The organism is Geminicoccaceae bacterium (genome assembly GCA_020638465.1).
GTDB lineage: Bacteria > Pseudomonadota > Alphaproteobacteria > Geminicoccales > Geminicoccaceae > JAGREO01.
This window is the reverse complement of record JACKIM010000003.1, coordinates 153229-180063: the sequence shown is the minus strand read 5'-3', so window position 1 is coordinate 180063 and position 26835 is coordinate 153229. Positions and strand designations below refer to the sequence as shown.

29 protein-coding genes and 2 pseudogenes are annotated in these 26835 nt (G+C 60.9%); 4 read left to right on the top strand and 27 right to left on the bottom strand.

Features of this window, described 5'->3' with window-relative positions; translation table 11 throughout:
* Window position 1 precedes the first annotated feature (1 nt).
* The 3 genes from H6851_20500 to H6851_20490 form a co-directional block, all read right to left on the bottom strand.
* On the bottom strand, window positions 2-835 hold the full coding sequence (locus H6851_20500; GenBank protein ID MCB9945986.1) for a carbohydrate ABC transporter permease: 834 nt from the start codon (window positions 833-835) through the stop codon (window positions 2-4).
* The gene (locus H6851_20495; GenBank protein MCB9945985.1) at window positions 832-1722 is read right to left on the bottom strand and encodes a sugar ABC transporter permease; all 891 of its coding nucleotides are present in this window, start codon (window positions 1720-1722) and stop codon (window positions 832-834) included. Before H6851_20495 ends, H6851_20500 begins: the two co-directional genes overlap by 4 nt.
* 69 nt (window positions 1723-1791) lie before the next feature.
* Window positions 1792-3069, bottom strand: coding sequence for an extracellular solute-binding protein (locus tag H6851_20490; GenBank protein ID MCB9945984.1), 1278 nt, complete (start codon window positions 3067-3069; stop codon window positions 1792-1794).
* A 137-nt stretch (window positions 3070-3206) separates the two neighbouring features.
* On the opposite strand from H6851_20490, the gene H6851_20485 reads away from it, so the two are divergent.
* Complete coding sequence (locus H6851_20485; GenBank protein ID MCB9945983.1) at window positions 3207-4238, top strand: LacI family DNA-binding transcriptional regulator; 1032 nt, start codon at window positions 3207-3209, stop codon at window positions 4236-4238.
* Between the two features lie 100 nt (window positions 4239-4338).
* On the opposite strand, the gene H6851_20480 is transcribed toward H6851_20485, so the two are convergent.
* On the bottom strand, window positions 4339-4485 hold the full coding sequence (locus H6851_20480; protein ID MCB9945982.1) for a transposase: 147 nt from the start codon (window positions 4483-4485) through the stop codon (window positions 4339-4341).
* Between the two features lie 14 nt (window positions 4486-4499).
* Here H6851_20480 and H6851_20475 point away from each other — a divergent pair, with 14 nt between their 5' ends.
* A complete protein-coding gene (locus tag H6851_20475) occupies window positions 4500-4565 on the top strand; it encodes a type II toxin-antitoxin system CcdA family antitoxin (protein MCB9945981.1) in 66 nt (21 codons plus the stop codon).
* A gap of 97 nt (window positions 4566-4662) precedes the next feature.
* Here the strand turns inward: H6851_20475 and H6851_20470 are convergent.
* From H6851_20470 to H6851_20420, 11 genes and pseudogenes are all read right to left on the bottom strand, one after another.
* Window positions 4663-4964 (bottom strand): annotated as a pseudogene (locus H6851_20470) (hypothetical protein).
* Window positions 4964-5194 (bottom strand): annotated as a pseudogene (locus H6851_20465) (transposase domain-containing protein). The pseudogenes H6851_20470 and H6851_20465 overlap by 1 nt, the downstream one beginning before the upstream one ends.
* A 70-nt stretch (window positions 5195-5264) precedes the next feature.
* Window positions 5265-6074, bottom strand: coding sequence for a creatininase family protein (locus H6851_20460; GenBank protein MCB9945980.1), 810 nt, complete (start codon window positions 6072-6074; stop codon window positions 5265-5267).
* The gene (locus tag H6851_20455) at window positions 6064-6768 is read right to left on the bottom strand and encodes a hypothetical protein (protein MCB9945979.1); all 705 of its coding nucleotides are present in this window, start codon (window positions 6766-6768) and stop codon (window positions 6064-6066) included. Before H6851_20455 ends, H6851_20460 begins: the two co-directional genes overlap by 11 nt.
* Window positions 6695-7009, bottom strand: coding sequence for a HigA family addiction module antidote protein (locus H6851_20450; GenBank protein ID MCB9945978.1), 315 nt, complete (start codon window positions 7007-7009; stop codon window positions 6695-6697). The genes H6851_20455 and H6851_20450 overlap by 74 nt, the downstream gene beginning before the upstream one ends.
* A 151-nt stretch (window positions 7010-7160) precedes the next feature.
* Window positions 7161-7439: a type II toxin-antitoxin system RelE/ParE family toxin gene (locus H6851_20445; GenBank protein ID MCB9945977.1), complete on the bottom strand. Its 279-nt coding sequence runs from the start codon at window positions 7437-7439 to the stop codon at window positions 7161-7163.
* Between the two features lie 359 nt (window positions 7440-7798).
* Window positions 7799-8974 carry an L-rhamnonate dehydratase gene (gene rhmD / locus H6851_20440; protein ID MCB9945976.1) on the bottom strand — a complete coding sequence of 392 codons (1176 nt, stop codon included), beginning with the start codon at window positions 8972-8974 and terminating at the stop codon, window positions 7799-7801.
* Window positions 8975-8988: 14 nt separating this feature from the next.
* Window positions 8989-9735 carry an SDR family oxidoreductase gene (locus tag H6851_20435; GenBank protein ID MCB9945975.1) on the bottom strand — a complete coding sequence of 249 codons (747 nt, stop codon included), beginning with the start codon at window positions 9733-9735 and terminating at the stop codon, window positions 8989-8991.
* 18 nt (window positions 9736-9753) lie between these two features.
* Complete coding sequence (locus H6851_20430; protein ID MCB9945974.1) at window positions 9754-11025, bottom strand: TRAP transporter large permease; 1272 nt, start codon at window positions 11023-11025, stop codon at window positions 9754-9756.
* A complete protein-coding gene (locus tag H6851_20425) occupies window positions 11022-11492 on the bottom strand; it encodes a TRAP transporter small permease (GenBank protein ID MCB9945973.1) in 471 nt (156 codons plus the stop codon). Before H6851_20425 ends, H6851_20430 begins: the two co-directional genes overlap by 4 nt.
* Window positions 11493-11554: 62 nt before the next feature.
* Window positions 11555-12544, bottom strand: a complete 990-nt coding sequence (locus H6851_20420) for a TRAP transporter substrate-binding protein (GenBank protein ID MCB9945972.1) — start codon at window positions 12542-12544, stop codon at window positions 11555-11557.
* A gap of 125 nt (window positions 12545-12669) precedes the next feature.
* On the opposite strand from H6851_20420, the gene H6851_20415 reads away from it, so the two are divergent.
* Entirely contained in the window at window positions 12670-13605 is a 936-nt protein-coding gene (locus H6851_20415; GenBank protein MCB9945971.1) for a LysR family transcriptional regulator, read from the top strand.
* Here H6851_20415 and H6851_20410 read toward each other — a convergent pair.
* The 11 genes from H6851_20410 to H6851_20360 form a co-directional block, all read right to left on the bottom strand.
* Window positions 13597-14592, bottom strand: coding sequence for an SMP-30/gluconolactonase/LRE family protein (locus H6851_20410; GenBank protein MCB9945970.1), 996 nt, complete (start codon window positions 14590-14592; stop codon window positions 13597-13599). The genes H6851_20415 and H6851_20410 overlap by 9 nt on opposite strands.
* Window positions 14589-15881 carry a TRAP transporter large permease gene (locus tag H6851_20405; GenBank protein ID MCB9945969.1) on the bottom strand — a complete coding sequence of 431 codons (1293 nt, stop codon included), beginning with the start codon at window positions 15879-15881 and terminating at the stop codon, window positions 14589-14591. Before H6851_20405 ends, H6851_20410 begins: the two co-directional genes overlap by 4 nt.
* A complete protein-coding gene (locus H6851_20400) occupies window positions 15881-16408 on the bottom strand; it encodes a TRAP transporter small permease (GenBank protein ID MCB9945968.1) in 528 nt (175 codons plus the stop codon). The genes H6851_20405 and H6851_20400 overlap by 1 nt, the downstream gene beginning before the upstream one ends.
* 1 nt (window position 16409) lies before the next feature.
* Window positions 16410-17384, bottom strand: coding sequence for a TRAP transporter substrate-binding protein DctP (dctP, locus tag H6851_20395; GenBank protein ID MCB9945967.1), 975 nt, complete (start codon window positions 17382-17384; stop codon window positions 16410-16412).
* Window positions 17385-17448: 64 nt separating this feature from the next.
* Entirely contained in the window at window positions 17449-18393 is a 945-nt protein-coding gene (locus H6851_20390; GenBank protein ID MCB9945966.1) for a tripartite tricarboxylate transporter substrate binding protein, read from the bottom strand.
* Window positions 18390-19427 carry an amidohydrolase family protein gene (locus H6851_20385; GenBank protein MCB9945965.1) on the bottom strand — a complete coding sequence of 346 codons (1038 nt, stop codon included), beginning with the start codon at window positions 19425-19427 and terminating at the stop codon, window positions 18390-18392. Before H6851_20385 ends, H6851_20390 begins: the two co-directional genes overlap by 4 nt.
* Window positions 19428-19436: 9 nt before the next feature.
* Window positions 19437-20948 carry a tripartite tricarboxylate transporter permease gene (locus H6851_20380; GenBank protein ID MCB9945964.1) on the bottom strand — a complete coding sequence of 504 codons (1512 nt, stop codon included), beginning with the start codon at window positions 20946-20948 and terminating at the stop codon, window positions 19437-19439.
* Between the two features lie 7 nt (window positions 20949-20955).
* On the bottom strand, window positions 20956-21417 hold the full coding sequence (locus tag H6851_20375) for a tripartite tricarboxylate transporter TctB family protein (protein MCB9945963.1): 462 nt from the start codon (window positions 21415-21417) through the stop codon (window positions 20956-20958).
* Between the two features lie 68 nt (window positions 21418-21485).
* The gene (locus H6851_20370; protein MCB9945962.1) at window positions 21486-22439 is read right to left on the bottom strand and encodes a tripartite tricarboxylate transporter substrate binding protein; all 954 of its coding nucleotides are present in this window, start codon (window positions 22437-22439) and stop codon (window positions 21486-21488) included.
* Between the two features lie 27 nt (window positions 22440-22466).
* Entirely contained in the window at window positions 22467-23147 is a 681-nt protein-coding gene (locus H6851_20365; GenBank protein MCB9945961.1) for an RraA family protein, read from the bottom strand.
* A gap of 2 nt (window positions 23148-23149) precedes the next feature.
* On the bottom strand, window positions 23150-24160 hold the full coding sequence (locus H6851_20360) for a hydroxyacid dehydrogenase (GenBank protein MCB9945960.1): 1011 nt from the start codon (window positions 24158-24160) through the stop codon (window positions 23150-23152).
* A 106-nt stretch (window positions 24161-24266) separates the two neighbouring features.
* Here H6851_20360 and H6851_20355 point away from each other — a divergent pair, with 106 nt between their 5' ends.
* Window positions 24267-25178 (top strand): LysR family transcriptional regulator, encoded by a 912-nt coding sequence (locus H6851_20355; GenBank protein ID MCB9945959.1) that lies wholly within the window; start codon window positions 24267-24269, stop codon window positions 25176-25178.
* Window positions 25179-25329: 151 nt separating this feature from the next.
* Here the strand turns inward: H6851_20355 and H6851_20350 are convergent, their stop codons facing one another.
* The gene (locus tag H6851_20350; GenBank protein MCB9945958.1) at window positions 25330-26832 is read right to left on the bottom strand and encodes a tripartite tricarboxylate transporter permease; all 1503 of its coding nucleotides are present in this window, start codon (window positions 26830-26832) and stop codon (window positions 25330-25332) included.
* Window positions 26833-26835 lie beyond the last annotated feature (3 nt).

The following is a 26835-nucleotide window of genomic DNA, read 5'->3' as shown; positions in this document are numbered from 1 at the left end:
CTCAACCCTTCACCGCACCATCCGACATACCCTGCATCACCCGTCGCTGGGCAATAAGGAACACGATCGTCACTGGTATCGTCGTGATGATGGCGAGCGCCATGATGCCCTGAAAATTGACGCCGAGCTCGCCGGTCATGTTCAAGAGAGCTACCGGCAGCGTGTAGGTATCCGGGCTCCTGGAGATGACCAGAACAGGAAACCACTGAGCCCAGTTCAACAAAAAGGTTATAATCGTGACGGTGGCCACTACGGGCATTGCCATCGGCAGGACGACAAGGCGGAGGATCTCGAACTCATTGGCGCCATCGACGATGGACGCCTCTATGACTTCTCCTGGAATCGAACGGAAGAACTGTTCGAAGAGGAAGAACTGCACCGGTCCCAGTGCCAGGAAAAGGATGATGCCGGCATAGCTGCCGAGCAGTCCGATACTGAACATCACGATGTACACGGGAATGACGAGCAGCATGTACGGATACATCATCGTCAGGAGAAAGCCCGAGCGCAGCAGCTTGAACAGCCAGAGATCCGGCCGCCGTGTGATCGCGTAGGCGCCCATGGCCGTGATGGCCACGCCCACGACCGTCGACAGGCCGGTTATGAAGATGGAATTAAGGACGTAACGCCAGAGCGGAACGCCGCCGATATCGGCAATCTGGCGGAAGGCCGAGAAGTCGAACGATTCCGGCCACAGGCGTAAGGGACTGGTCAGTACTGCTTCCGCCGGACGGAAGGCGCCGAGCAGCATCCACCAATAGGGATAGAGAAAGAACAGGCTGCCCGCGAGTGCTATGACATAGGCGAACAGCCGGACAGGCAGGGAATGTTTCATCGCGAACGCTCCCCGATGCGGTAGGCCAGAAGTCCGATGATGGCGACGATCACGAACAGCACGGTCGACATCGCCATGGCCTCGCCGTAGCGGCCCTGATCGAACAGGCTGTAGGCGTAATAGCTCACGAAGTTGGTCGCACCGTTCGGCCCGCCCTTGGTCATGACGACGACGACGGTGAAGGTCTTGAGGAACTGGATGATGGCGTAGACGCCGTTGATGATCAGCGCCGGCTTCAGCTGCGGCAGCACGATGAGCACCTTGCGCTGCCAGCGATTGGCGCCGTCGATGGACGCCGCTTCTTCCAGCGCGCGGTCGCAGATGGCGAGATTGGCAAGGAAGATCAGCACATAGAACCCGGCGTGATGCCAGAGTTCGGCGATCAGGATGGCGATCACCGCCGTGTCCGGCGATGCGATCCCGCCGAACGCGGGCAGGCCGACCAGCTTGAGGAAGGCATTCACCGCACCGAAACTCTGGTCGTACAGCCAGCGCCAGACGACATAGCCGGCCAGATCGGGTGTTACCACCGGCAGGAACATGGCCACCTTGAAGAAGGTCTTGCCGGGGCCGATGGCCGTCGAATTGAGGAGCAGAGCGTAGACCAGCGCGAAGGCGAGATTGGCAATCACCGCGATGGCCGTGTAGAATAGCGTCGCGATGAGTGAGCGGATGAAGGTCGGATCCGAGAGCACCTTGGCGTAGTTCGAAAGGCCCACATAGTCGGGCTCCGGGCGCAGGGCGGTTGCCGATTTGGTCAGGGATACGTCGAAGCTGAGCACGATCGGCCAGAGGCCGAAGATGATCGTCAACAGCGCGAACGGCAGCGCGAACGCGTAGAATACCCAGACCTTGTTGGCGGATATGGGAACGGTGGCGGTGGCCATGTCATGCTTTCCGGTCTGCCTGCCCGGCCGTGCGGCCGGACAGGATCAAGGAGGATCGTCGACGAGCGATCAGCCTTCTTTCAGACGTTCGACCTCGTCGCGCATGGCCTCGGCCGTCTCCTTGATGAACGCGTCCCAGTCCGAGGGCGGATTGGCGATCGCATCGAGCAGGCGGCGATGGAACTCGGCCTCGAGTTCGGGGTAGTAGGGCAGGCTGGCCTCCGGGAAATCGTAGGCGTTCAGATGGCCCCTGGCCGCGGCGAAGTACTGGCGGCGTTCGGACAGATCGGAGATGTCGAGGTCCTTGCGCACGGCAGCGCCGACAAATTCGAGCGATGCCTGCTGCGCCGGCTTGGACAGGAGGGACTTGGCGAATTCGACCGCCATGTCCTTGTTCGGCGAATTCTCCGGCACGGCGACACCGCGCATGCCGCCGATCACGACCGCACTTTCCTTGTCGGCGAAGAACGCCGGCCATGGACCGACCTGGAAATCGCCATTCAGCGCCTCGCTGTCCCACTTCTTGACGTTCCAGTCGCCGACCCGGAACATCCCCGCCCGGCCACCCTCGATCACCTGATACATTTCACCGAAGGAGTGATTGATCGTATCCGGTGCGACGAAGCCGTATTCGGTGAAGGTCTTCAGGAATTCCTTGAGGACCTCGGCATGTTCGGGATCGTCGATGACGACATTGCCGTCCGGGTCGACGAGCGTATGCCGCAGGCCGGCGCCGAAGGTGAAGAGATCGAGCATGTGGATGAGGTCGCGCGGCTTGGCCGCTTCCAGAGCGAGGCCGAAGGTATCGTCACTGCCGTTGCCGTCGGGGTCGTCCGCACCGAACTTGACCGCAATCCGCTTCACATCATCCCAGGTGGCGGGGAAGGTCTCGCCAGTCTTCTCCAGCCACGAGGTGCGTACGCCGAAGCTCATCTGTACCCGCTGTACGGGCAGGATGATCGTCTTGCCGCCATATTGCGCTACCGACAGATCGGCGTCGGTCAGAAAGGCGCTGGTGTCGATCGAGGCGAGCACGTCCTTGAGGTCCACCAGACGCTCGGTCTGGGTCTCGATGCGGATCACGCGCTCGTAGTTGTTGAAGATCAGGTCCGGTGCGGTGTCGGTGTTGATCGCACCGATCACGCGGCCGAACCACTGGTCGGTCGGATAGTTGAGCGGTTTGACGGTGACACCCGGATGCTCCTTGGCGAAAGCCGCGCTGGCAGCCTCGAACCAGGCGTTGCCGTTGTCGCCCAGATCGTGCCAGATCACCAGTTCCTCGGCTTCGGCGCTGCCGCCGGCGCACAGTGCCAGCACCGCGGTGCCGGCAAGAACGGTCTTGATCATCTTCACTTTTGCCTCCCGAATGATCGCCTGTCGATGGCGTCAAAGTGTGTTTGAAGCCATAAAGGTAAACGTTTACCCTTTGCATCATAGGCATGCATCCTCTGTCTTGGCAATAGGGCAGGTGGAGAGTGGAAAATTTGGCAAGTTCGCGGGAAGAGGCGGGTCGGTCCGGGGCGCGGCGGCAGGTTTCCCTGACCACCGTCGCCGAGCGCGCAGGTGTCTCCATCGCCACGGTCTCGCGCGTCGTCAACGGCGTTGCGAACAAGGCTTCCGTCGACACGATTGCCCGCGTGCGTGCCGCCATCGACGAACTCGGCTACCGTCCTTCCGGTGCTGGCCAGGCGCTGCGGCGGCGGGAAAGCCGCATTGTCGCCGTCATCGCCGCCAATCTCGCCAATCCGGCCATGTCCGCCATTACCGCCTCGACGGAAGCCGCCCTGCGCGAGGCCGGCTATGTCATGGCACTTTGCGACAGCCACGATTCTGCCGACCTGCAGGACGAATATCTGCGCGAGATGCGGGCGCAACTGGTGAGCGCCTTCGTGCTGCTGGGTGCCGTGGAGAGCCCGGTTCTAGAACAGATCATGGCTGCCGGCGAAACGGTTCTCTTCGTCAACCGCGAGCACCCGCACAACGTGCCAGCATCTTATGTCGGCATCGATAACCGTGTCGCCGGACGGGATGTTGCCGAGCAGGTCGCCGCATGGCAGGCGAAGCATGTTCTCGTGATCCACGGTCCGATCTCGTCATCTGCGACGCGAGAACGTGTAAACATGTTCCGAAAACAGCTCGGGTCCCTGCTTCCCGATGCCGGCATCGACGTTCGCGGATCGATGTCGCCCGACCATCTCAAAACCGGTTTCGAGCTCGCCTCGTGCCGGCTGAACGACACCGGGCATGCGCCGGACGTCATCTTTTGCCTGAGTGACCTCATTGCCTACGGTGCCGCCCGGGCTTTGCGCGAGCGCGAAATCGGGGTGCCGGAAACCTGCAGGATCATCGGCTTCGACGACAATCCCCTGAACGAGTGGATCGCGCCCTGGCTGTCGTCAGTGCGCGTCCCCTACGAGGATTTCGGCGATGCAATCGTGTCATGCCTTAAGGATGCCTGGGCAAAGGGTGAGGTTTCGCGAACGTTCCTTCAGCATAGGCTCATCGTGCGGTCGTAAGTCGTTCCTGGCGGCCCGTCTGGCGATCGGTCAGAGCCACAACATGCGGCTCTGTTGCAAATTCGGATTCGAGTCGAGTTAAACGAGTTTTCGATGTAGTTTATACAGCCTTCGCCATTTCGGCTTCGATGGTGAGCGCATTGCGAAAACGGCAATGGGTGGTCTCGTCCGGAACCGGTTTGTGCAGCTCAAGTCCGGTGAAATCGAGCCGAACCCGCAGGCTTTCCTCAAGCCTGGGATCGCTCAGCCCATGCTAGGGGCATGGAACGTTCGAACCGCTACGTCGATGAACACGGGTTGCCACTTGCGGGATACAGACAGTTCTGATGAACCGGCTCGATGTCTACCGACCAAAGGCAGGTGGCCGGTTCCTCTGGTTGATCATTCAGAGCAATCGTAAGCCTGCGGTGAAGGCCACTGTTTTTCACTTGCCAGGCTCGTCAGCCATGATGTGCTCGATAAGTTCTGGTTCACATTGTTCTGTAATGAGGAACTGGCGGATGCCGCCGGGCCATGAGCGGATGTCTTCGAGGAGTTCCTGCAGGCTCTCGATGCCGCGTTTGGTGAAGGCCTTGATGTCGGTTTCGGTTCCGTCGACGACGTCGATCATCTCGCCATAGTTGACGCTGTCGGAATTGGCGGCGATGACTTTTCGAGGAGCTCCTGGTTCTCGCCGATCATTCTTGCGACGTGTTCGAGAGTGAAGACGCAGGTAACGCGGGCCATCAGGCTGCCTCGGGCGCCTGTCTTTGTCGGGCGGACCAGTTCCATGGCAGAAGGTCCGCCAGTTGCCGGACGGGCAGGCCCGGCATCCGGGCGAGGACGTCGGCGAACCAGGCCTGCGGGTCGATGTCGTTGAGCCTGGCGGTGACGATCAGGGAGTACATGAAGGCGGCACGCTCGCCACCCCGCGGCGAACCCGCGAAGAGCCATGCCTTGCGTCCCAGAGCCACACCTACCGGAACGACCCGTTCTTGGCACAATTCGATGCCGTCGGGAGGAGGCGTCCACCCCATCATTGAGCCATCATTCTGGATAACCCGGAGCGATGTGATCGCGGATCAGTCCGGCACCGATTTCACAAAGCCGTTCGGTTAGCACCTTGCCGGTTTCGGCGGTGCTCAGTTTCGGATCACCCATCCAGACCCCATCGGGCGCCGTCTCGGCGGCAAGAACCGGTGCTTGGATGTTGACCCCCGCATAACGGATCGCGGCGAAACCGCCAATGTCGACACCCTTGACCTTGCCGCTTCTCGCAGGCGGCCGCATCAGATCTGGACGCAGGATGCCGGGATAGTGGTAAAGCCCTATCGAGGTGAGCGGATCACCGCCGTGACCAGACGATTTCTTGGCCGTCTCCGCCCCAAGAATTTCCGGCAATAGGCCATAGGCGATCTGCCAGAGATACATCGATGGGATAAAGATGCCTTCCTTGTCGCGCCAACGTACCGCCACCTCTGTGATCGCCGGGACGTTGCCGCCATGGCCGTTGATGATCAGGATCTTGCGCAAACCGTGCCGCACAAGTCCTTCGATCATGTCGTCCAGCAGTGCCGTCAGAGTCGATAGCCGGATAGAAATGCCGCCATAGCTTGAATCGAAATAGTCCTTACCGCCAAAGGGAATGGGCGGTGCTACAAAAGTCGGAACTCCGTAGCCGCGGGCGGTTCGCGCCATTTCCAGCGCCACGCACTCGGCGGCCAGATAGTCGCCCATCGGCGCATGCGTACCCTGGTCTTCCAGCGATCCCATCGGCAGCAGAATGACGGCATCACCGGTCAAGTGTTCGCGCGCTTCCTGCGAGGTCAACTCCTGCATCTTCAGCTTATCGATCATCCGCGACGTATCTCCTATCTAGTGTCAGCGGGAGACCTCCCCGCTTTGCCGGGTAGGTAAGCATAGTTTGGACGGCTCCGGCAGTCCATCGTGGGCTTTCATTCGTGAGCAACCACGCACGCGAATGGAACTCCAACGATGGCTTTGGTACATGGATCGAGGTTCGGGCGGAATTCGTCCCTCCCTGCTCATTTTTCATGCCACTCTCACGGTGACGGGCTTGGTATCGCGGATCATCTTGTTCGCTGCGGCAATGACCAGAGCGATCTCCTGACACTGAGTGCCAAAGGAAGCGCGCCGACAAATGGCCGTCATTGCTCAAACGCTTGATCCTTGAGATGGCGGTTTCCACCAGTGACTGCCGGCCATATCCATGCTTCTTCTGCCAGGCCATGCGACCGTGATCTGCGATTTCGGCGGCATGACATTCACGCGTCGTTCCTCCATCTGCCTGGCCGGGCGGCGGGATCGAGTTGCGTGGAGGCGGAACGACGATCTTCGGTGGCGAGTGTTTGGGCCGGGCATCGCGAATGGCGGCATAGACCGGAGCGCCGTTATAAGCACCATCGGCCGTGACCGAACGGACCCGCCCGCCCGCTTCGAAAAGTGACATGATCCAATCAGCCTGCAGCACCGCGCTCAAGACGTGGCACAGCATCGAGCGGCACAGCGCGCTCGGCATACCATAGATCATGGGCAAGCTGCATCCTGGCCCAAAGATCAGGTCCGTTGCCAAACATACGCCCGAGCTTCACGGCGACCTCCCCGCTGACTGGATTCTTCCCGGACAGTACCCGGTGTAGGTGAACACGGCTGATACCCAGATGACGAGCGGCTGCGGATACCGACATGCCAATCTCCTCAAGCTGCTCATGCAGAAGCTCCCCCGGATGGGTTGGGGGGCGCTTCATATCTGTGATGTGGTTCATGCTCATGCTTGCGCTCTGCACTGGTTGAGAAAAGGGAGGCCCCCCTCCCGAAATCTAGAGCTTTTCCCGTTCAGGCGGAATAGCCTGAACGATCAGGAAATGCGTCGAAACAAACAGATAGAGCCAGTTTTCCGATTTCACCTAATCGGGAAACGCTCTAGTGATACTGGACAAGATCCACATCATCAGGACCGCGATCGGTCCAGACAAAGGTGATCCGACATGGCCCGTTGACTGCCACCGAATGACGCTCCGGCGACGTCCCCTGAAGGGGATGACAATGAAAACCGGGAAGATCGAGATCCCTCAAGCTCCCCGCAACATTCAAGGCGTCCAGGCGCACGAAACAGCGCTTCGTCAGCTCGCTCGGCACACTCTTGCTACTCCCCTCGAAAAACAGCTCCCGCAATCCCTTATGCCGAAAGCCCAAGATCATGCGGCACTCCAAAGATCAGACACGCCGCTGAGATTGGCGTGATGCATCACGCCTCCCTTGGTTTGGTGATTGGGCCTCTATTCGCTTGTCAAAAAATCAGCCCGCCCCTTGAAGTGGACAAGATGCATGTAACATGTCATGTTTCATGGCGCAAGAAGCGAGATGTTGAGATCTTTGCCCGTCAGAAATCGAGCATTTTCCTGAACCGCCAGCCATCGAGTCCCCTGCCGATGGCGCTTGTTTCGGGTCAGAATACAGGTATGGGAAAACAAAGTCTGATTATTCGGAATCGCATTGGGTTTTCTGGCCCACCTTGACAGTGAGCGCTTGGGGGTGAAATTCCTCGGCGACTCGACCAATTATTCGAACTGCTCAAGCATGCCTCTCGAGCTCAGTTCCATGCCGAAGCCGGGGCGATCGGGGAGTTTGAGGAGGCCGTTCTCGGGGGTGGGTTCGCCCGTGAAGAGGTTGCCGAAGACGGGGCGGATGGAGCGGCCGTCTGGAGCAGAGGTGACGTATTCGCAGTTGGGGGCGGCGTTCTGGCTGGCGATGAAGTGGTAGGAGTAGGGGCCAGAGCCGTGGGGAATGATGGGGATGTCGTAGGTGCCGGCATGGGCTGCTATCCGCAGGAGTTCGGTGAGGCCGCCCATCCACATGACGTCGGGCTGAAGGATGTCGATGGTGCGCTCTTCGATCAGGCGTCTGAAGCCGTAGCGGGAGTAGGTGTGTTCGCCCGTGGTGAATTTCAGCGTCGGATGGGCTTGTCTGATCTGGCGGTAACCTTCTGTGTCGCCAGGGTGCAGAACTTCTTCCCACCAGTTGATGTTCAGATGCTTGCAGGCCTCGGCGAGTTCGATGGCGTAGGTTGGCGTGAGGGCCATGTAGCAATCGACCATCAAGGGAAATTCGGGGCCGACGGACTGGCGCTGTGCATTGAGGAATTCGACATTGGCGCGCAGACCGTCGATGCCGTCGAAATGGCCATGCGGCAGGGGAACTTTCGCGCCCCAAAAGCCCATGTCACGGATGGCTTCAGCCTTGGGGCCGGTGCAGTAGAAGGCGAGTTCGGGTCGGCTCAGGCCGCCGATCAGGTTGTAGACGGGCTCGTCGCGCAGCTTGCCGAGCAGATCCCAGAGTGCCAGGTCAACCGCGGAGATGGCGGCGATGGGCAGTCCAGTCTGGCCGTAGGGCAACGAGGCTCGGTAGAGCTGATCCCAGATCAGGTTGATGTTGCGGGCATCCTGGCCGATCAGGAAGCGCTGGAAATGGTGCTGGATCAGCCAGGCGCCGGGAGCTCCGCCAAAGCCCGTGGCAATTCCGCAATGGCCGCTTTCGGTCTCGATCTCCACCACGAGCGAGCCCAGAACGTCGATGCCCCAGCTGGTGCGCGAGGCCTTGTAGCGTTCGTGTCCCGACATCGGGTTGGCGATCAGCGAACCGATCAGCCAGTGTTCCTTGCCTTGCTGGAAATAATCGCCGCCGCTGCCCTTGCCGGCGACCTTGCTGACGGTGACTTTGGCAATTGTGAAGTTCATCGGCCCCGTCGCCCTCAGTAGGTTGCGCGACCGCCGGAGAGATCGAAGACCGCACCGGTGGTGAAGGAATTTTCGGCCGAACACAGCCAGGCGATCATTGCGGCTGCTTCATCGACCTCGAGAAACCGCCCACGCGGGATCTTGGCGAGCATGAAATCGATATGCTCCTGGCTCATCTGATCGAAAATGCGGGTTCTGGCGGCAGCCGGAGTGACGCAATTGACCGCGATATTCTGGTCCGCGTGTTCCTTGCCGAGGGATTTTGTGAGCGCGATCACGCCTGCCTTGGACGACGAGTAGGCGGCGGCATTCGGATTGCCCTCCTTGCCGGCGACCGAAGCAATGTTGACGATGCGGCCATACCCCGTCTTGGTCATTTGCCTGAGCACTGCCCGGCAGCAATTGAAGGTGCCCGTCAGGTTGATCTCGATGATCTGGCGCCATTCGGCTGGATCGTAGTCGATGACCTTGCCATTCGAGCCAGCAATACCGGCCGATGCGACCAGGATATCGACAGGTCCCAGATCCGTATTCACGCGCGCGGCGACCTCTTCGACACCTGCGGTATTGGTGACATCGACACCATAGGCGTAAGCGCGCTCGCCAAGCTCGGTGGCCACCGAAGATGCCAATGCTGCGTCCCGGTCCCAGATCGCGACGGTGGTGCCGGATGCCAGAAGCCGCTTGACGACGGCAAGGCCGATCCCCTGCGCACCACCGGTAACGATGGCGATCTTGTCTTTGTTGTCATGGGTTGTCATGGTTGGATCCCGCTTGTCCTAAAACAGGGCCGGCAGTGTGAGAGTGATGGCCGGAACGAACATGATGAGTGCCAGACCGGCGATCAGTACCGCAAAGAACGGTATCAGCGGTCGCATTGTTTTGGCGTAGCTGACATTGCCGATCCGGCAGGCCAGCAGCAGAAGGATCGCCACAGGCGGCGTCAGGGCGCCGAGCAATACCGTGACCACGGTGACGATGGCGAAATGAATCGGATCGAAGCCGTAGGTGCTGGCAATCGGGGTGAGGATCGGCACGACCAGGATGAGGGCGGAGATCGTTTCGACGAACATGCCCACCACCAGCAGGAACAGCGCTACCAATACGAGAATCAGATATCCATTGTCGGTCAGCGCAAAAAGCCACGAAGCAATCTGAGCGGGAATGCCCGCCCGCGCGATCAGCCAGGAGAAGAGTGCAGCACCGCCAAGAATAACCAGGATGGAACTACTGGCGATTGCGGCATCCAACACGAAATTGTAGGTCAAGCGCAAATCGAGCTTGCGCACGATGAAGCCGTAGACGAGGCCATAGGCAACGGCAACGATGCCTGCCTCGGTCGGGCTGAACACGCCCGACTGGATGCCGCCGACGATCAGGACCGGCATCATCAGCGCTGGCCCGGCCTTGCGCAAAGCCTCACCGATCTCGCTGACGCTCGCGCGCTCATAGCGCGGTGCACCGATGGCATCGGCCTTGAGCCAGACCATGACCATCAGGCAGGCGGCAATCACCAGGCCCGGAACGATGCCGGCAAGAAAAAGATCGCCGATAGAGAGCCCGGTCATCGCGCCATAGATCACCATCAGAATCGAGGGTGGAATGATAGGGCCGATGATGGCGGAAGACGCGGTGATCACTGCCGACCATTCAGGCTTGTAGCCCTCGCGGGTCATGGCCGGCATCAACATTCCGCCCACAGCCGCGATATCGGCCGAGGCCGAGCCCGAAATACCGGAAAAGAGCACGGAAGTTGCGACATTGACATGACCCAGCCCGCCGCGGAAATGGCCGACCAACCGGCGTGCGAGCAGCACGATTGCCTCGGTAATGCCCGAGAGGTTCATCAAATTCCCCGCCAGGATGAAGAGTGGGATCGCCAGAAGTGCGAAGCTGTCGAGGCTGGAGAAGAAGCGCTGTGGCAGGATCAAAAGCGGTACTGTTCCGTCGGCGAGCAAGGCCGCGACCGAGGACAGGCCCATGGCGAATGCGATCGGTACGCCAATGCCGAGCAGGACGATAAAACTGACAAAGAGCACGATCATGGTCATGGTGCCGGGGTCTCCTCATCCACCGGTCCTGGCCGGACGAGCGTGGCCAGAATGGTCAGGGCCGCACCGATCGGAATGGGGGCAACGAACCAGCCGCGCGACAGGCCAAGAGTTGGCGACATGGCCGGCAGATTGCGCAGGAAGAACTGATAGCCCTGCCAGACCAGGAAGGTGCAAAACAGGATCGAGAGTCCATCGACCAGAACGCGGCGATGGCGCAACAGGCCCGCACCTGTCATGGCGCCCAACTCAACGTTGATCTCCTGGCGCCGCAGGGCGACGAGCGGCAGGGTCAGCATCACTGACCAGACCAGAAGCAGGCGGGTGACTTCTTCGGTCCAGAACAGTTGGAAATGCAGAATATAGCGGTTGACCACCTGCAAAAATACCAGCGTCATCATGGCCGAGAAAATCGTCACGGCAATAGACGACAACAGATGGCCCGCCACCTTGACGGTGCGGCTCATGGAAGATCTCCGGTCCAGGAAACGAGGCCCCGGCTATCGTGACCCGGGGCCTGTTGGCATGACTATTGCGCAGCTCGGATTTCAGCCAGGAGTTCGGTGGCACCGGCCTTTTCGGCGAATGCGTCCTGCACCGGTACCAGCGCCTCCTGGAAGGGCCCGGTATCGACTTCATTCAGGTTCATGCCCAATTCGGCAAGCTGCTCGAACCATCCATTCTCGCGCTCGGCGCGTTCGGCGCGCTGCTGTTCGGCAACCTCCTGGGCCGCGCTCAGGATCGCCTCCTGCTGATCGGCCGGCAGGCCATTGAAAAGGTCGTTGTTGATGGCAAAGCTGCCATCGAAAAGGATGTGGCGGGTCTTGGAACCGTAATTGGCGACCTCGAAGATCTTGTAGGTCACCGCGACCTCGGGTGTGCCCTCCATGGCATCAACCAGCCGGGTCTGTAGTGCGGTATACATCTCCGGCCCGGGCACTGGGGTTGGCTGCGCCCCCAGCGCTGCAAAGGTCTCGATGAAAACGGGGCTTTCGGGCACGCGAATCTTCACCCCCTCAAAATCCGCAGGAGCATTTATCGGCTTCTCTGCGAGATAGGTGTCGCGATAACCAGCGAGTATCCAGTTCAACACCTTGATATTAGCCTGTCCCGCCAATTGGTCGGCGAGGCCGGAGCCGATCTCGCCGTCGACTACCTTCGTCCAATGTTCTTCCGAGCCGTAGAGATAGGGTAACGACAGGATACCGAAGGCCGGGACGTAATTGGCATAAAGCCCACTCTCACCATAACCCATGTCCAGCGTGCCAAGCTGCACGCTTTCGATGATCTCGCGCTGGCCGCCCATCTGACCGGCGGGCAGGATCTCCACTGCGAGTGCGCCATTGGTGATTGCCGAGACCCGCTCGGCGAAACGTTCCGCGGCGATATGCTGTTCGGATGCGGTCGGCAGGTGGTGGGCGAAGCGCAAGGTACGCTCTTGCGCCTCCGCACCCATTGCGGCTGCCATCGTCAGGGCCACGGCGCTGCCGGCAATAATGATTCTACGGTTGAATCTCATGTTAGCCTCCCATTCAGCCGGGTGATCTTCCCGGAATTTTGATGGGGATGATCTAGCATCCGGAGCCATTCAGTTCTAATGAATGATTTCGCATTATCAATATCATTTTCGTATCGGAAACTTACATGGTGAAACGCCAACTTGCCAGTTTGCGCATGCGGCACCTGTCCCTGATCTCGGCTCTTGGCCAGACCCAAAATCTTCATCAGGCCGCCGAACAGACTTACATGACCCAACCCACGGCCACGCGGCTTTTGCGCGATGCCGAGGAAATCCTGGGCTCCACCCTGTTCGAGCGTATGCCGCGGGGCATGCGACCCACGCCACTCGGCGCCGATGCAATTCACTTCGCTGATCGCATTCTCTCGCAGCTGGAGATCTTCAGCACGGATCTCAAAATCAAGCGCAACGGCGGTCATGGTTTGCTGGTTATCGGTGCCATCATGGGTGCCGCGCCGCACATCGTGGCGAGCGCTGTGGCTGAAATGAAAAAGGCTCACCCACTGCTGACGATCCGCATTCTCGGCGAGACCTCAGACATGATCTTGACCATGCTGGAGCGTGGCGAACTGGATTTTGCCGTGGGGCGCTTCGCCAATCGTATGCAGCACAATCTTTTTGCATTCGAACATCTGGCCGAGGAAAAACTCAGCATTGTCGCCCGCTGCGACCATCCGCTGTTCGACAATCCGCCCACCCGCCTGCAACAACTGGCAAACCTGCCCTGGGTCCTTCAGCCGGAGGCAACCGTCGCTCGCCAGCTGCTTGAGGCCGAATTCGCCAATCATGGCATGACGACCCCTATCAACCGCATTGAAGTCGCCTCCATTTTCGCTGCCCTGCAGCTTCTGCAGAATTGTGAAGCTGTAGCCATGCTCTCGAAACCCGTCGTCGCCGACTATTTAAGGGCCGGTATTCTGCTGGAACTACCGCTTGCCATCGACTGGAAACTGAGCGGGTTCGGATTGCTCACGAGACGTTCGGAAACTCTTTCAGGCTTCGCTGATGAACTCGCCGGACATCTGCGCCGAATCGCCAGGCAGCAGGAACTGTTAGGTTAACGTCGATGTCGAGGTTTGTGACGCCGGCTTTTGAAAATCGCCGAGAGCGAACATCGGCGCACCGGCGATGTTAAGTTCGGGGGCGAAGTCCGCCTTGAGGATGCAACCGCTGTCGGATTCTGTCATGTACAGGGTTCTACCGTCCGGACCGCCGAAAGCGCAATTGGTGGTGCCGAGCCCGCGTGGCGAGCGGATGACCGCGATGGCCCGGCCGAGGCCGTCATGGACCCAGACAAGACCCATACCAGTCTGGCAGACGACAACGCCATTGCTGGCGGTCAGGGCAAGGCCGTCGGGGCCGGCGCGGCCGCCCGAGAACTGCAGGAAGAGGCCGGCCTTGTTGACCCTGCCGCTGGGCGAAAGCGGCAGGCGCCAGACAGCATTGGCGCGGGTGACGGCGAGGTAGAGCGTGTGCCCGGCACGGTCGAGGACGAGCCCGTTGGGACTCGGCACCTTGTCGATCAGGCAGGTGAGTGCGCCGGTCCCGGGCTGCCAGCGATAGACGCGGCCGGTCGGGTCCTGCAGGCCCGTCTGGCCCTGGTCGGTGAAGTAGAGGGTGCCGTCATCGCCGAAATGCAGGTCGTTGCAGCCCTTGAAGCCTTCAGTGTCGCAATCCCTGAGAGCTGGTGTAACGCTGCCGGATGCGGGATCGAGCTGCATGATGCCGTTCTGGAAATCGGCGATGAAGATCCGGCCATCGGCATGGATCTTGAGGCCGTTGGGCTGGCCGTCATATTCCGCGATCTGGCTGATCTCGCCCGAAGGATCGGCACGAAAGACACGGCCAAAGGGAATATCAACAAACCAGAGATTTCCCGCTCGATCGAATGACGGGCCTTCGAGAAAGCTGTCCACCGTCTGGCCGCGACGGTTGCGCTCGGCCCAGTAGGAGCCGACGCCGGTCCGGCGCAGGGCGGGTGGCAGTTCGGTGAAGACTTCGGCATCGATGATGACGGGTTCGGGGGGCGGATAGGTCATGGGCGTCATCCGAAGGTGAAGGCCGGCAGGAAGAGGGCGATCTGGGGAAAGGCGATCAGGAGCAGCATGAAAAGCAGTATGATGGCGAAGAAGGGGGCCGTTCCCATGATCACGTCCTCGACCTTGACCTCCTTTGAGGAACTCGCGACGACGAAGAGAATGACGCCCAATGGCGGCGTCAGCTGGCCGAGCTCGACCAGAATGACAACGAAAACACCAAACCATATCGGGTCGACGCCGAATGCGAGAAGTGCGGGGAAGATCACTGGCACGATGATCGCGATCATGCCGAGCCCTTCCATGAAGCAGCCGAGGATCGCGAACACGACCATGATGATCAAGAGGAAGGTGACCCGCGAAACTTCAGCGTTTTCGAGTGCCGCAACGAGGTCTTCGCCGACACCGGAAAGAGCGGTTGCATAGGCGAAGATCATCGAGGTGAAAACGATGAAGAGAATGTTGCCCGACATCGAGGCCGTTCGTGACAGCGCTCCCTTGAGCAGGTCGAGGTTGAGGCGGTTATAGAGGGCGGCGATCAGGACAGCACCGACGGTGCCGACGGCACCCGCTTCGGTCGGTGTCGCAAATCCGCCATAGATGCTGCCCAGTACGATCACGATGAGCAGTAGGAACGGGACGATATCGAGCAGGGCGCGGCCAAGTTCAGGAAGCGGTGTAGGTGCTCCCTGCACTGGCGCGAGCGACGGGTTGAGGCGGACGCGGATGGCGATGAACAGCATGTAGAGACCCGCCAGGACGATGCCCGGCACCAGTCCGGCGGCGAACAGTCGTGCGATCGAGGTCTCGGTGAAGGTCGCATAGACGATCATCGTGATCGAGGGTGGGATGAGGATGCCCAGTGTGCCGCCAGCGGCAAGCGAGCCGGCGATCAGCCGCTTGTCATAGCCTCTCGCCGAGAGTTCAGGCAGGGCGACGGTGGACATGGCGGCGGCGGTGGGTGCGCTGCCTCCCGAGATCGCAGCGAAAATGCCACTGCCGGCGATGTTGGTGTGCAACAAACCGCCGGGAAGCCGGCGCATGAAGGGGGCGACGCCATTGTAGAGGCGTGTTGCGAGACCCGAGCCGAGCAGGATTTCGGCCATGAGCACGAACAGTGGAATGGCAGCGAGCGTGAAGCTGTTGGCCGCACCCCAACTGACGAGACCGAGTGCCTTGAAACCGGCAAAGCCCTTCAGCAGCCAGATATAGACCAGGCCGGCACCAGCCACGGCGAATTGTACCCACATGCCGCCAACGATCAGGCCGATCAACAGGCCGAAGGCGAGTAACGCTTCCATCAGGGCCTCTCCCCGGGCCGGTGCAGGGTCAACAGGAACTGCTCGACAAGGAACAGGCCGATCACCATGAAGCCGAGCGGCGGCAGGAGCTGCGGAAGCCAGAGCGGCGTGCGCAAGACTGTCGGCGCGAACTTGCCACGGGACATCGAGCTCAGCATCACGTCGAAAGCCTTCCAGGCGAGGATCGCGCATATCACCATCGCCACGATGACGAAGATGCGGGTGATCCATATCCGGGCATTGGCAGGCAGCTTGTCGAACAGGAAATGCACGCGGAACAGCGCGCCCCGGCGCAGGGCGAGTGCGGCTCCCAAAAAGGTCAGGAAGACCACGCCGTAGCCGGTCATCTCCTCGGCAAACCCGAGCGAGTAATTGAACATGCCGCGCAGCATGGCCTCGCCACAGACGAGAATGACCAGCGCGACGAGGACGAGGCCCGTGGCAAAGCGGGTAGCACCCGCCGCCACGTCGAAGACGGGACCGGCTGAAGCCGGTCCCCCCTCCACACCCGAAGGTTCGGTGCTCATCCTACTTGCCGATGGCGGCGCGGACGGTGGCCAGCGCTTCCACATATTCGGGCCCGTTCTCCTCGGCCCAGGACTCCCAGAAAGGTGCGAGCTTCTCGCGAGCCATGTCGGCATCACCTTCGGCCGCATCGACCAGGGTCATGCCCGCCTTGGATTGCGCCTCTTTCTGGACTTCCTCGTCCTCAAGGAAGGCGGCGGTTGTCGCCGGCCCCTCTTCGGACACGATCTGGCGAAGCGTTTCCTGCACGCCCTCATCCAGCGCCTCGAAGGAGTCCATGTTGGCGATGATCATCGAGTTGCCGTAATTGACCGAGAAACGGTAGTTGTAGGGCAGGAACTCGTGCCAGTTCTTGGCCCCACCGGCGCTGGCGGTCAGCACGCCCTCGATCACTCCGCGCTCGAGCGAGGTCGGGACTTCGCTGCCGGAAAGCGTGATCGGAGCCCCACCGAATTCCTCGATGAAACGGCCCTGTTCGGGCGACGTGACCCGGATCTTGTGGCCGTTCAGATCCGCGAGATCGTCGATCTCGAAGGTGGTGAAGATCGTCTGTTCGGGATAGCGGTAACCGCCCAGCAGCACCACACCCTGCTCGGCGAAGGCATCCGCCAGGGTCGGCAGTAGCGCCTCGTAGGCCGCATTCCATTCTTCGTCATTCTCGATCAGCATCGGCAGGTTAAGCACCCGCGCGACCGGCACATTACCCGAGAAGAAGAAGTCGGCGGCAAAGTCGACGATGCCGTCTCCGACGGCTTGCGTGATGTCCGAGGAGGCGATCTGCAGGGTCTTGCCGAGATGCAGGTCGATCGTCAGTTCGCCGTCCGTCTCCGCGGCAACGCGCTCGGCGATCCGGGTCATACCCTTGACAGCTGCGGTCGTCGACACGGACGAGTAGGTGTAGGCGGTCCACTCCGTGGCCTGAGCCGCGGCAGCGGTGGCCAGAAGAATGGCGCTGGCACCGATGGCCTTGAGTTTCATGTTGTCCTCCGTCGCACCGGATCGGTGCATTTGGGTTGGTCATTGATGGGCTTGTGGCATGTTGCTACTTCCAGGGCGTTTCTTCCCAGATTGTCTGTGCAACTGAGTTCTGCACCTTGGCCACATCGGCAAATGCGTCGCCTGCGACGAAGGCTAGGGGATTGCCCTGTTCGGCCATCATCGACTGGAACTCCGCATTGTCATTCACCGCAGAAAGTGCCTGCAGCAGGCGTTCGGTCACATCAGGTGAAAGACCTGCCGGACCGACGATACCACGCAGAGAGGACATCTCGATGTCGTAGCCCTGTTCACTGGCGGTCGGCACATCGGGGCGGAATGTCGAACGCTCATCGTCGAGAATCGCCAGGACTCGCAGTTCGTCGGGAAAGCTCGTCGTCTGGCTGAGCGTCATCGTCCCGGCGGCGACATGCCCGCCCATGATGGCGGTCCGCGCCATCGATGCACCCTTGAAGGGCACCAGCGTGAACTCGACACCGGCTGCTTGTTCCATCATGTTCGCAGCGAAATGATCGTTGCCGCCGAGTGATGAGAGGCCAACGGTGATCGCCCCCGGATCCTGCTTTGCGGCTGCGATCAAATCGTCCAGCGTCTGGAAATCTGATGTAGCACTGACGACGATGGTGTTGGGATCCTGAACGAAGTTCGCTAGATAGGTGAAGCTGTCGACATCGTAGTCGGCGTCCCGGTCATAGGTCAGAGCCAGTGCTGCCGGCAGATTGAACGTGCCGAGCGTATAGCCATCGGGATCGGCGGATGCGACCTCGGTAAAACCGATCTGACCGCCAGCGCCGGGCATGTTCTTGACAACGACGGCTGCACCTTCGCCAAGTTCCTTTTCGAGAAACTGTGCGACGGTCCGCGCCATGACATCGGTGCCGCCGCCGGCAGAATAGCCGACCACGATCTCGATGGGTTTCTCGGGATATTCGGCGAGCGCCGGTGTGGCCGAAAGGCTCACGAGCATGAGAGCCGCCAGGGTTTTCTTCATTTCGCTTTGCTCCCTTGGTTGTCTGCGAAAATCTGTTCGTCGATGCCGTAGCAATGCGACGCGCTCTTCCAGAAGAGGTCGTCGCGCGCGGTGTGATCGAGGCTGGCTGTCAGTCGTTTGAAGGCGTTCCACAGGGTCCGGTAGGCGAACTGTCCCTTGTCGACGGGAAAGTTGCTCTCGAACATGGCACGCCTGGTGCCGAAGAGTTCGATGCAGGTTGCAACGAACGGTTCCCAATCGGCAGCAAGGTCGCACGAATGGGGAGGGAGGGCCGCGCCGGCATATGTGTAGCCCATGACCGAGAGGCCAAAGCCGCCGATCTTGATGCGGGTATTCGGCAGTTCGGCGACGGTCGCCAGTGACTGGCGCCAGGCTCGAAAGTTCTCCGGATCCCCGTGTCTGAATGGGCCAACGCCCAGCGGGCCGCCGCAATGATCCACGATTATGGTCAGATCCGGCAGCGCCCGTGCCAGCTCCACCACTTCGGCGAGTTGTGTGTGATAGGCCCAGACGTCGAGACAGAGTCCGTGTTCGCTCAACAGGGTGCAGCCTTCACGGAATGCGTCACTGCGCAAAAGCCCATCGGGTGCGGGGTGCGGATTCGAGCGCACCGTCGGATCCGGGTGGTAGGCGGTCGTATTGCGGACGCCGCGCACATGACCGCTTCCTGCAAGGGTGAGGGCTTCCAGTATGGGCCGGACCCTGCTGCCCAGTTGCAGGTCGGCAAAAGCGACGATCCCCACAGGGTGCAGGGGCTGGTCTCGGCACCAGTCGAGGATTGTTTCCACCTCGCCCACGGGCTGCAAGGCCGTCGGCCCGTCGTGACGATAGCTGGTGCGGCACTGAATATAGATACTGGCACGCACGTCATGTCCCGCTTCGACATCACCCCGGAACTCGGCGGCACGGTAACGGCCTTCGGGCCGGTCCCAAAGGTGATGGTGGGCATCGAGGATGGGCTGCCCGGGTGCGATCACGTCCTCGCACACCAGAGCGAGCCAATCCTCGCGTACCGCATGATGGGGACCGGCCATGACCACGGTTCAGTCTTCCGCCTTGGCGGTTTTGCTGCTTTCGAAGAAGCGGTGCTTGATCATCGGGCCGACGATAACGGCGATGGTGAGTGCCACGAGAACGAGGCTGGTCGTGTTGGCGAACAAGACCGTCCAGTCGCCGCGGCCGATGCGAAGCGCGAGGCGTAGGTTTTCCTCGGCGAAACCGCCCAGGATAAGCCCCAGTACGACCGGTGGCAGCGGGTAGTTCAGCTTGTCCATGACATAGCCGATCGCCCCGAAACCGAGCATCAGGTAGACGTCGAACATGCGTCCGTGGATTGAATAGACGCCGATCAGCATCAGCACGATGATCACCGATCCGAGCAGCGGGCGCGGCAGGTTGAGCAGTCGGGCAAAGCTGTTGGTGGCGAGCGAGCCGCCCAGAAGGACGAGCAGGACGGCACCGAACAGGAACTGCCACATGAAGCCGAAGACGATGTCCGGATTGTCGCGGAAGAGCATCGGTCCGGGCTGCAATCCGTGGACGAGAAGTCCGCCGAGCATGACTGCGGCCACGGCTGTGCCGGGGATGCCGAGTGTCAGGGCGGGGATCAGCGCGGAAGCGGTGTCGGCATTGTTCGAGGTCTCGGCGGCGGCCACACCTTCAGGCTCGCCATTTCCCCATGTCTCGGGAGTTTTCGAAGCTCGGCGCGCCTCGTTGTAGGCCATGAACGCCGCCATCGAACCGCCGGCACCGGGAAGAATGCCGATCCAGATACCGATGAGCGAGGAGCGTATCCAGGTCTTCCAGAAGCGAGCCATGCGCGGCAAGGCCTTCCAGATCGATTCGGTGCCGAGCTTGCTGCTGTCCACACCATCGGTCTTCAGCGGTGTCTCGAGCAGGTCGATCACCGGTGGCAGGGCATAGAGGCCGACGAGCAGGATGACGATGTGGATGCCGTCGAGGATCTCCAACTGGCCGAAAGTGTAGCGATCGCTGCCAAGGATGGGATCGGAGCCGATCACCGAGACGAACACGCCGAAGCAGGCGCTGATGAGCCCCTTGAGCGGGTTTCCTCCCAGAAGAAAGACGATGCTCGCAAGGCCGAAGACGGCGACCCAGAACACCTCGGACGGGCCGAACAGCAGCGTTACCTTGGAGAGTGGCGGGGCGAGCAGCATCAGCGCGAAGGCGCTGGCGATACCGCCGATGGCCGACGAGACGACCGCTACCTGCAGGGCAAAGCCGCCTTCGCCCTTCTGCGCCATGGGGTAGCCGTCGAAGGTGGTGGCGACAGCGGCCGGCGTGCCGGGAATGCGCAAGAGCACGGCCGGAATAGCGCCACCATACATCGCACCATTGTAGATGCCCGCCATCAGGCCGAGGGCGACCAGCGGTTCGAGACCGAAGGTGAAGGGAACGAGCACCGAGATCGCCATCGTGGCGCTGAGGCCGGGCATGGCGCCGACGACAATGCCGGCGATGACACCGATGACGATAGCAGCGAAGTTGGCGAAGCCGAAGACGCTCGGCAATGCGTGGAGAAGATCGGCGTACATGGTTTCCTCACTTCTGCCAGAGGCTTCCGGACGGGAAGTCCTGTGCCATCCCGAAATCGAAGATCAGATAGATCGCGCCGACGACGATCACGGTCGCCAGTGCCAGACCAAACGGCTCGCGGTAGCCGAAAAGAAAGGCCACGAGCGGAACGGAAATCGCCGTGCTGAGATAGAAACCGATGAACTGAGTCGCGATCGCATAGGCGACGATCAGGGCGAAGGCTCCAAGAACCCGCTTCGGCGCCTTGGTCATCGGCTCGGGAGCCTCGCCCGCAACGGCCTTGCGCTGGTCAGCAATCAGGAGCAGGGCAGCAAGAATGACCATCCCTGCGAGCATTGCCACAGGAAGCAGCGCCGAGATCGGCTGCAGGTCCATGGTCGGAATGATGAAAAAGGCAGCAACCGCGATGATGCCCAATGCAGTCAGGGTCTCCGGCCGGGCCAGACGGTGGGTCGGATGTTCCGACATTGTTTTTGCCTCCCTTGCGGCGCGTCGGGTGATGCGCGAGAGCCATCGCCCTCGCGCGGTTCAGATCGTCAATTCCAGGGTGTCTTTTCCCATACCTGTGCAGCCAGGTCATGGAGTTCGCCGGTCAGCGCCTTGAAGTCGGCGCCGGTGACCACGTCGACCGGATTGGCAGTGCCGGCCATCGCCTTGATGAAGGCGTCATCGTCGGCGAGGCTGGAGAAGGCGTTCAGGAGCTTGGCCTGGACATCGTCGGGCAGGCCCGCGGGCGCCACGAAACCGCGCAGCGATCCGTTGACGATATCGATACCCTGCTCCTTCAGCGTCGGCAGACCCGGAGCGAAATCCGAACGTTCGGCCGACGCAATGCCGAGCACGTTCAGTTCGTCCTGAAACTCGGCGACCTCGGAGACATTGAGGATGCCCATGGCCACATGGCCGCCCAGAAGGGCGGTACGTGCCGGAGCCGAACCCTTGAAGGGCACGATGGTGTACTCGGTCTCGGTGAGGTTCTGCAGCTTGATGAGCGCGAAATGATCGTCGCCGCCGAGGCTCGACATGGCGACCGTGACCGCACCCGGATTTTCCCTGGCATCCGCGATGAGCTTGTCGAGCGTATCGAGACCGCTGCTCCTGGAGGTCACGATCACGTTGGGATCGTTCACGACATTGGCAAGATATGTGAAGCTGTCGATGTCGTAATCGGCCTCGCGGTCGATGGTGCGGGCCATCATGCCCGGCAGGTTGAACGTGCCAAGCGTGTAGCCGTCGGGCTCGGCATTGGCGACCTCGGTGATGCCGATCTGGCCGCTTGCGCCCGGCATGTTCTTGACGACGAGGCTTGCACCTTCGCCCAGATATTTCTCGATGAAGGGTGCCGCCGTGCGCGCCATGACATCGGTGCCACCACCGGCGGAATATCCGACAATGATCTCGATCGGCTTTTCGGGATATTCAGCCTGGGCCGCTCCCGCGACGAGGATCATCGCCCCCGCCAATGCCGTCTTCTGCATGAGTTTCAACATGTTCATCCTCCTCTGAGTGTTCAAGGATCAGTTTTCCGGGAAGCTGCAACCACGCTCCTTCAGCGCTGCATCGACCCAGCTTCGGTCGTTCGTACCTTCGGTGATGGCCCCCATCTGCCGGGTCTCGGCATCCTGCTTGGCCTGCGTCTTCGTCAGGACGTCTTCGGCAACGTCGATGGGCACGACAAGCACACCGTCACTGTCGCCGATGACGATATCGCCCGGCTCGATCACCATGCCGTCGAGCGCGATCGGCACATTGATCTCGCCCGGCCCATCCTTGTAGGGGCCCCGATGGGTGATGCCGGCGGCAAATGTCGGCAGATTGGTTTCGCGGAAGGCGTCGGCGTCGCGGATGGCACCGTTGATCACGAAACCGGCCACGCCCTTTTTCACGGCATAGGCGAGCATCAGCTCACCGATCAGGGCGTTGGTCAGATCACCACCGGCATCGGCGACGATCACATCGCCCGGAACTGCCATGTCGATGGCCTTATGCAGCATCAGATTGTCGCCAGGCCGCGATTTGACCGTGAGCGCGACACCGGCCATGCCTCCCTTTGCGTGCATCGGCCTAAGGCTGACTCCGCCCGCCGTCATGCGCGCCATGGAGTCGGAGACATTGGCCACCGGGAGTTTGGCGAACGCTTCGACCAGAGCCTTCGGCGCAACGCGCTGGCGTTCGAGAATGCGAAAACCGATGGACATGCTCATAGTTCCTTGTTGGCAGAGGTTACCGCCGCGGCGGCGAGAAGCTTGCGATTGATGATGCGCTCGGGCGGCACGGGCTGACCCTCGAGCACCTGAAAGATTCCCCGGACGGCCTCGACGCCGACGCGGGCGCCCGCCTGCCGTGTCACGCCGCCGATATGTGGGGTGAGGACGATGCGGGGTTCGCCGAAGAAGGGATGATCCGCTGCCGGCGGTTCGCTGGCGAAGGTGTCGAGACCGGCGCCGGCCAGATGGCCCGAGCGGATGCCCTCCAGCAGTGCGGCTTCGTCGATCAGACCGCCACGGGCGGTGTTGATGACATAGGAGCCCTCAGGCATCCGCGCGATCGCCTGGGCATTCAGGATCTCGCGTGTCTGATCGTTCAACGGGCAATGCAGACTGAGAATTTCGGACACGGCGAAGAGCTCGTCGGCATGTTCGCAGCGCCTGACCTCGAACGTCTCGAAGATATTGTCCGGTGCGAAAGGATCATAGCCGATGAGATCGAGCCCGAGCCCCCTGGCAAAGCGCGCGGTTGCCTGGGCAATGGCACCCATGCCCAGCAACCCCAGCGTCGAGCCCGCGATCTCGCGGCCGGAAAAGCCCGCTTTTTCCCAGCGGCCAGCGCGCAGACCAGCGTCGAGCGGGAGGATCCGCTTCACAGTTGCGAGCATCAGCGCAATCGCATGCTCGGCAACTGAAACGGCATTCGCACCGGTTGCCACGAGCACGGGAATACCTCGCTCTGCTGCTGCTTCGATATCAATATTGTCGACACCGACACCATGCTTGGAAATCACTCGAAGCTGTGGTGCCGCCTGCATCACCGCCGCATCGATCCGGCCCATTCGCGACACGATCCCTTCCGCACCTGATGCCTCGAGATGCTCGGAAATGACCGTACTGTCGGCATAGGCGGGTGTGTGGACCGTAGTGTAGCCATGTTCGGCGACGAGTTTTTCGGCAGCTGGGTCGAGATCGGGACCCGTAACGAGAATGGTTTTGCCCAAAGCGTTTGCCTCCGATGATATTTGTTAAGGATAGATTTATGAAAAAGAATCATTTAATAAAAGCGCGTAATTCTGGTTATTAAATTCAGAAAAACTGGATAAGTGGATGGATACACGCCAGCTCAGGACGCTTCTAGTCATCAGGACGCACGGCACCTTCGCGCAGGCAGCCGACATCGTCGGTCTCACGCCTTCGGCGGTCAGTCAGCAGATTCAGGCGCTGGAGGCGGAACTTGACACTTCTATTTTCGACCGTGGTTCACGCCCGCCGAAGCTGACCCCGCAGGGTCTGCAGGTCATCGAAATGGCGCAGGATATTCTCAAGCGCGAGGAGGATGCCAAGGCGACGCTGCGCGGCGACCGGATCGCCGGGACGCTCATGCTCGGCTCGGTACGCTCCAGCGCGCTGAACCTCCTGCCGAGAGCCATCGTGCATATGCGCCAGCAATATCCCGAACTGAAAACCAACCTGCGCGTCTCTCTGTCCTCCACCCTCATCGCCGATGTCGCCTCTGGGCGGCTGGATGCGGCGGTGGTTGCCGAGCATGTTGGATTCCCGGGCGCGCTGCGCTGGAGCCCGTTTCTCCGCGAGCCGCTCTGGCTGATCGCACCGGCGGGCACAACGCCGGACGATCCGATCGCGATGCTCAACATCCGCCCCTATGTCCGCTTCAAGAGCGGCGTCCCGCTTGCCAATCTCATCGACACGGAAATCTCCAGGCTTGGAGTCGTCACCCAGGATATAGCCGAGATCGACACCATTGGCTCGATCGTCACCTGCGTGCGACAGGGCCTCGGAATATCAGTCGTACCGCATGTGGCACTGCAGGAGCCCGAAGACATGAACCTTCTGCGCCTCCCGTTCGGTCAACCGCAGATCAACCGCCAGATCGGCATTGTTGAACGTACGGTCAGTCCCCGGGGCGAAATCATCGCCAGAATGCATGAGGTTCTTGCAGATCTGTGCGGCGAGCACGGTTTGCAGCGTTCAGTAATTCTTACCAACCCGAAAGAGTGATCGCCGAATTCGGTCATTTTGGAGATAATGGCCGAATAATATAAACGGGGTCCTGAAAGGAGAGTACTGCAAAGTGCGGGGCAGTTGCCATTCGAGCTTGACGGTGGCAGGGATTTTGGATGTCGGGTGCCCCGCACTTTGCGGTATTCTCCTAGCTGATGGCAGCAGGCGCAAGACGCCTGTTCTTGTGGTGTGACCATATTCCCCAGACCAGCATCAGCAGCGCCAGTCCCAGGACGACGGCACTGATCGGGCGCTCGATGAAGGTCGCCGGATCGCCACGGGAAAGCAGCATGGCCCGGCGGAAATGCTCTTCCATCATGGGACCGAGAACAAAGCCCAGCAGCAGTGGTGCCGCCGGGAAGTCCAGCCAGCGCATGACGATGCCGATCAGGCCGAAGGCTATCACCAGCCAGACGTCGAAGGTATTGTTGTGCAGACTGAGCGTGCCGATCGCGATGAACATCAGGATCGCCGGATAAAGGAACCGTGACGGCACCAGCAGCAGTCGCACCCACAGCCCGATCATCGGAATATTGAGCACCAGCAGCATCAGGTTGCCGATCCAGAAACTCATGATCAGGCCCCAGAACAATTGCGGCTGATCCGACAGCAGCTTCGGTCCCGGTGCGATCCCGTGGATGGTGAGCGCACCCAGCATGAGAGCCATGGTGGCACTGCCGGGAATGCCCAGAGTAAGGGTTGGCACGAAGGCCGTCTGATCGGCGGCATTGTTGGCGGCCTCCGGTGCGGTCACGCCTTCGACCGCACCCTTGCCGAAGCGTTCGGGGCTCGTCGACAGCCGCTTTTCGAGGGCGTAGGCGAAGAACGAGGCGACCGAGGGGCCGGTGCCGGGCAGTGCGCCGAAGAAGGATCCGATGCCGCTGCCTCGCAACATCGGCATGATCGAGCGCTTCACCTCCTCGCGCGGCAGCTTCATGGTTCGCAGGGAAACACTCTTGCGGTCGAAGTTGCGTCTTGCGCCAGACTGAGCGTTGCTGACGACTTCGGCAATTCCGAACACACCCATCGCCAATGGAACGAGCCCGATGCCATTTGACAGGTCGAGTACGCCGAAGGTCAGGCGTTCGTCGCCGGTGTAGAGGTCGATTCCGACGGTGCCGCAGACCACACCCAACACGACCATGGCCAGCGCCTTGGCGACGGAGCCGTCGCTGACCGCGCTGGCTGCTACCAGGCCCAGCACCATCAGCGAAAAATATTCGGCCGAGCCGAAGCTGAGCGCATAGCGGGCGATCGTCGGCGCAAAGATCATCAGTAGCACGATGCCGATGATACCGCCGACGAACGAGGCGACGGAGGTCATCAAAAGCGCCTCCGCGCCCCGACCCTGAAGCGCCATCGGGTGCCCATCGAGGCAGGAGATGGCGGACGATGTGGTGCCGGGTATATTGACGAGGATCGCCGCCGTCGATCCGCCATAGCCGGTGCCATACCAGATCCCCGCCAGCATGATGAGTGACGTCGTAGGGTCGAGGTGATAGGTCAGCGGGAGCAGCATCGAGATCGCCGTCAGTGGGCCAATGCCCGGAATGACGCCGACCAGTGTTCCGAAAAATACCCCGAGAAAACAGTAGACGAGCGCCAACGGGGTGAGGGCCGTTTCCAGCCCGAGGAAGATATTGCTCAACATCGG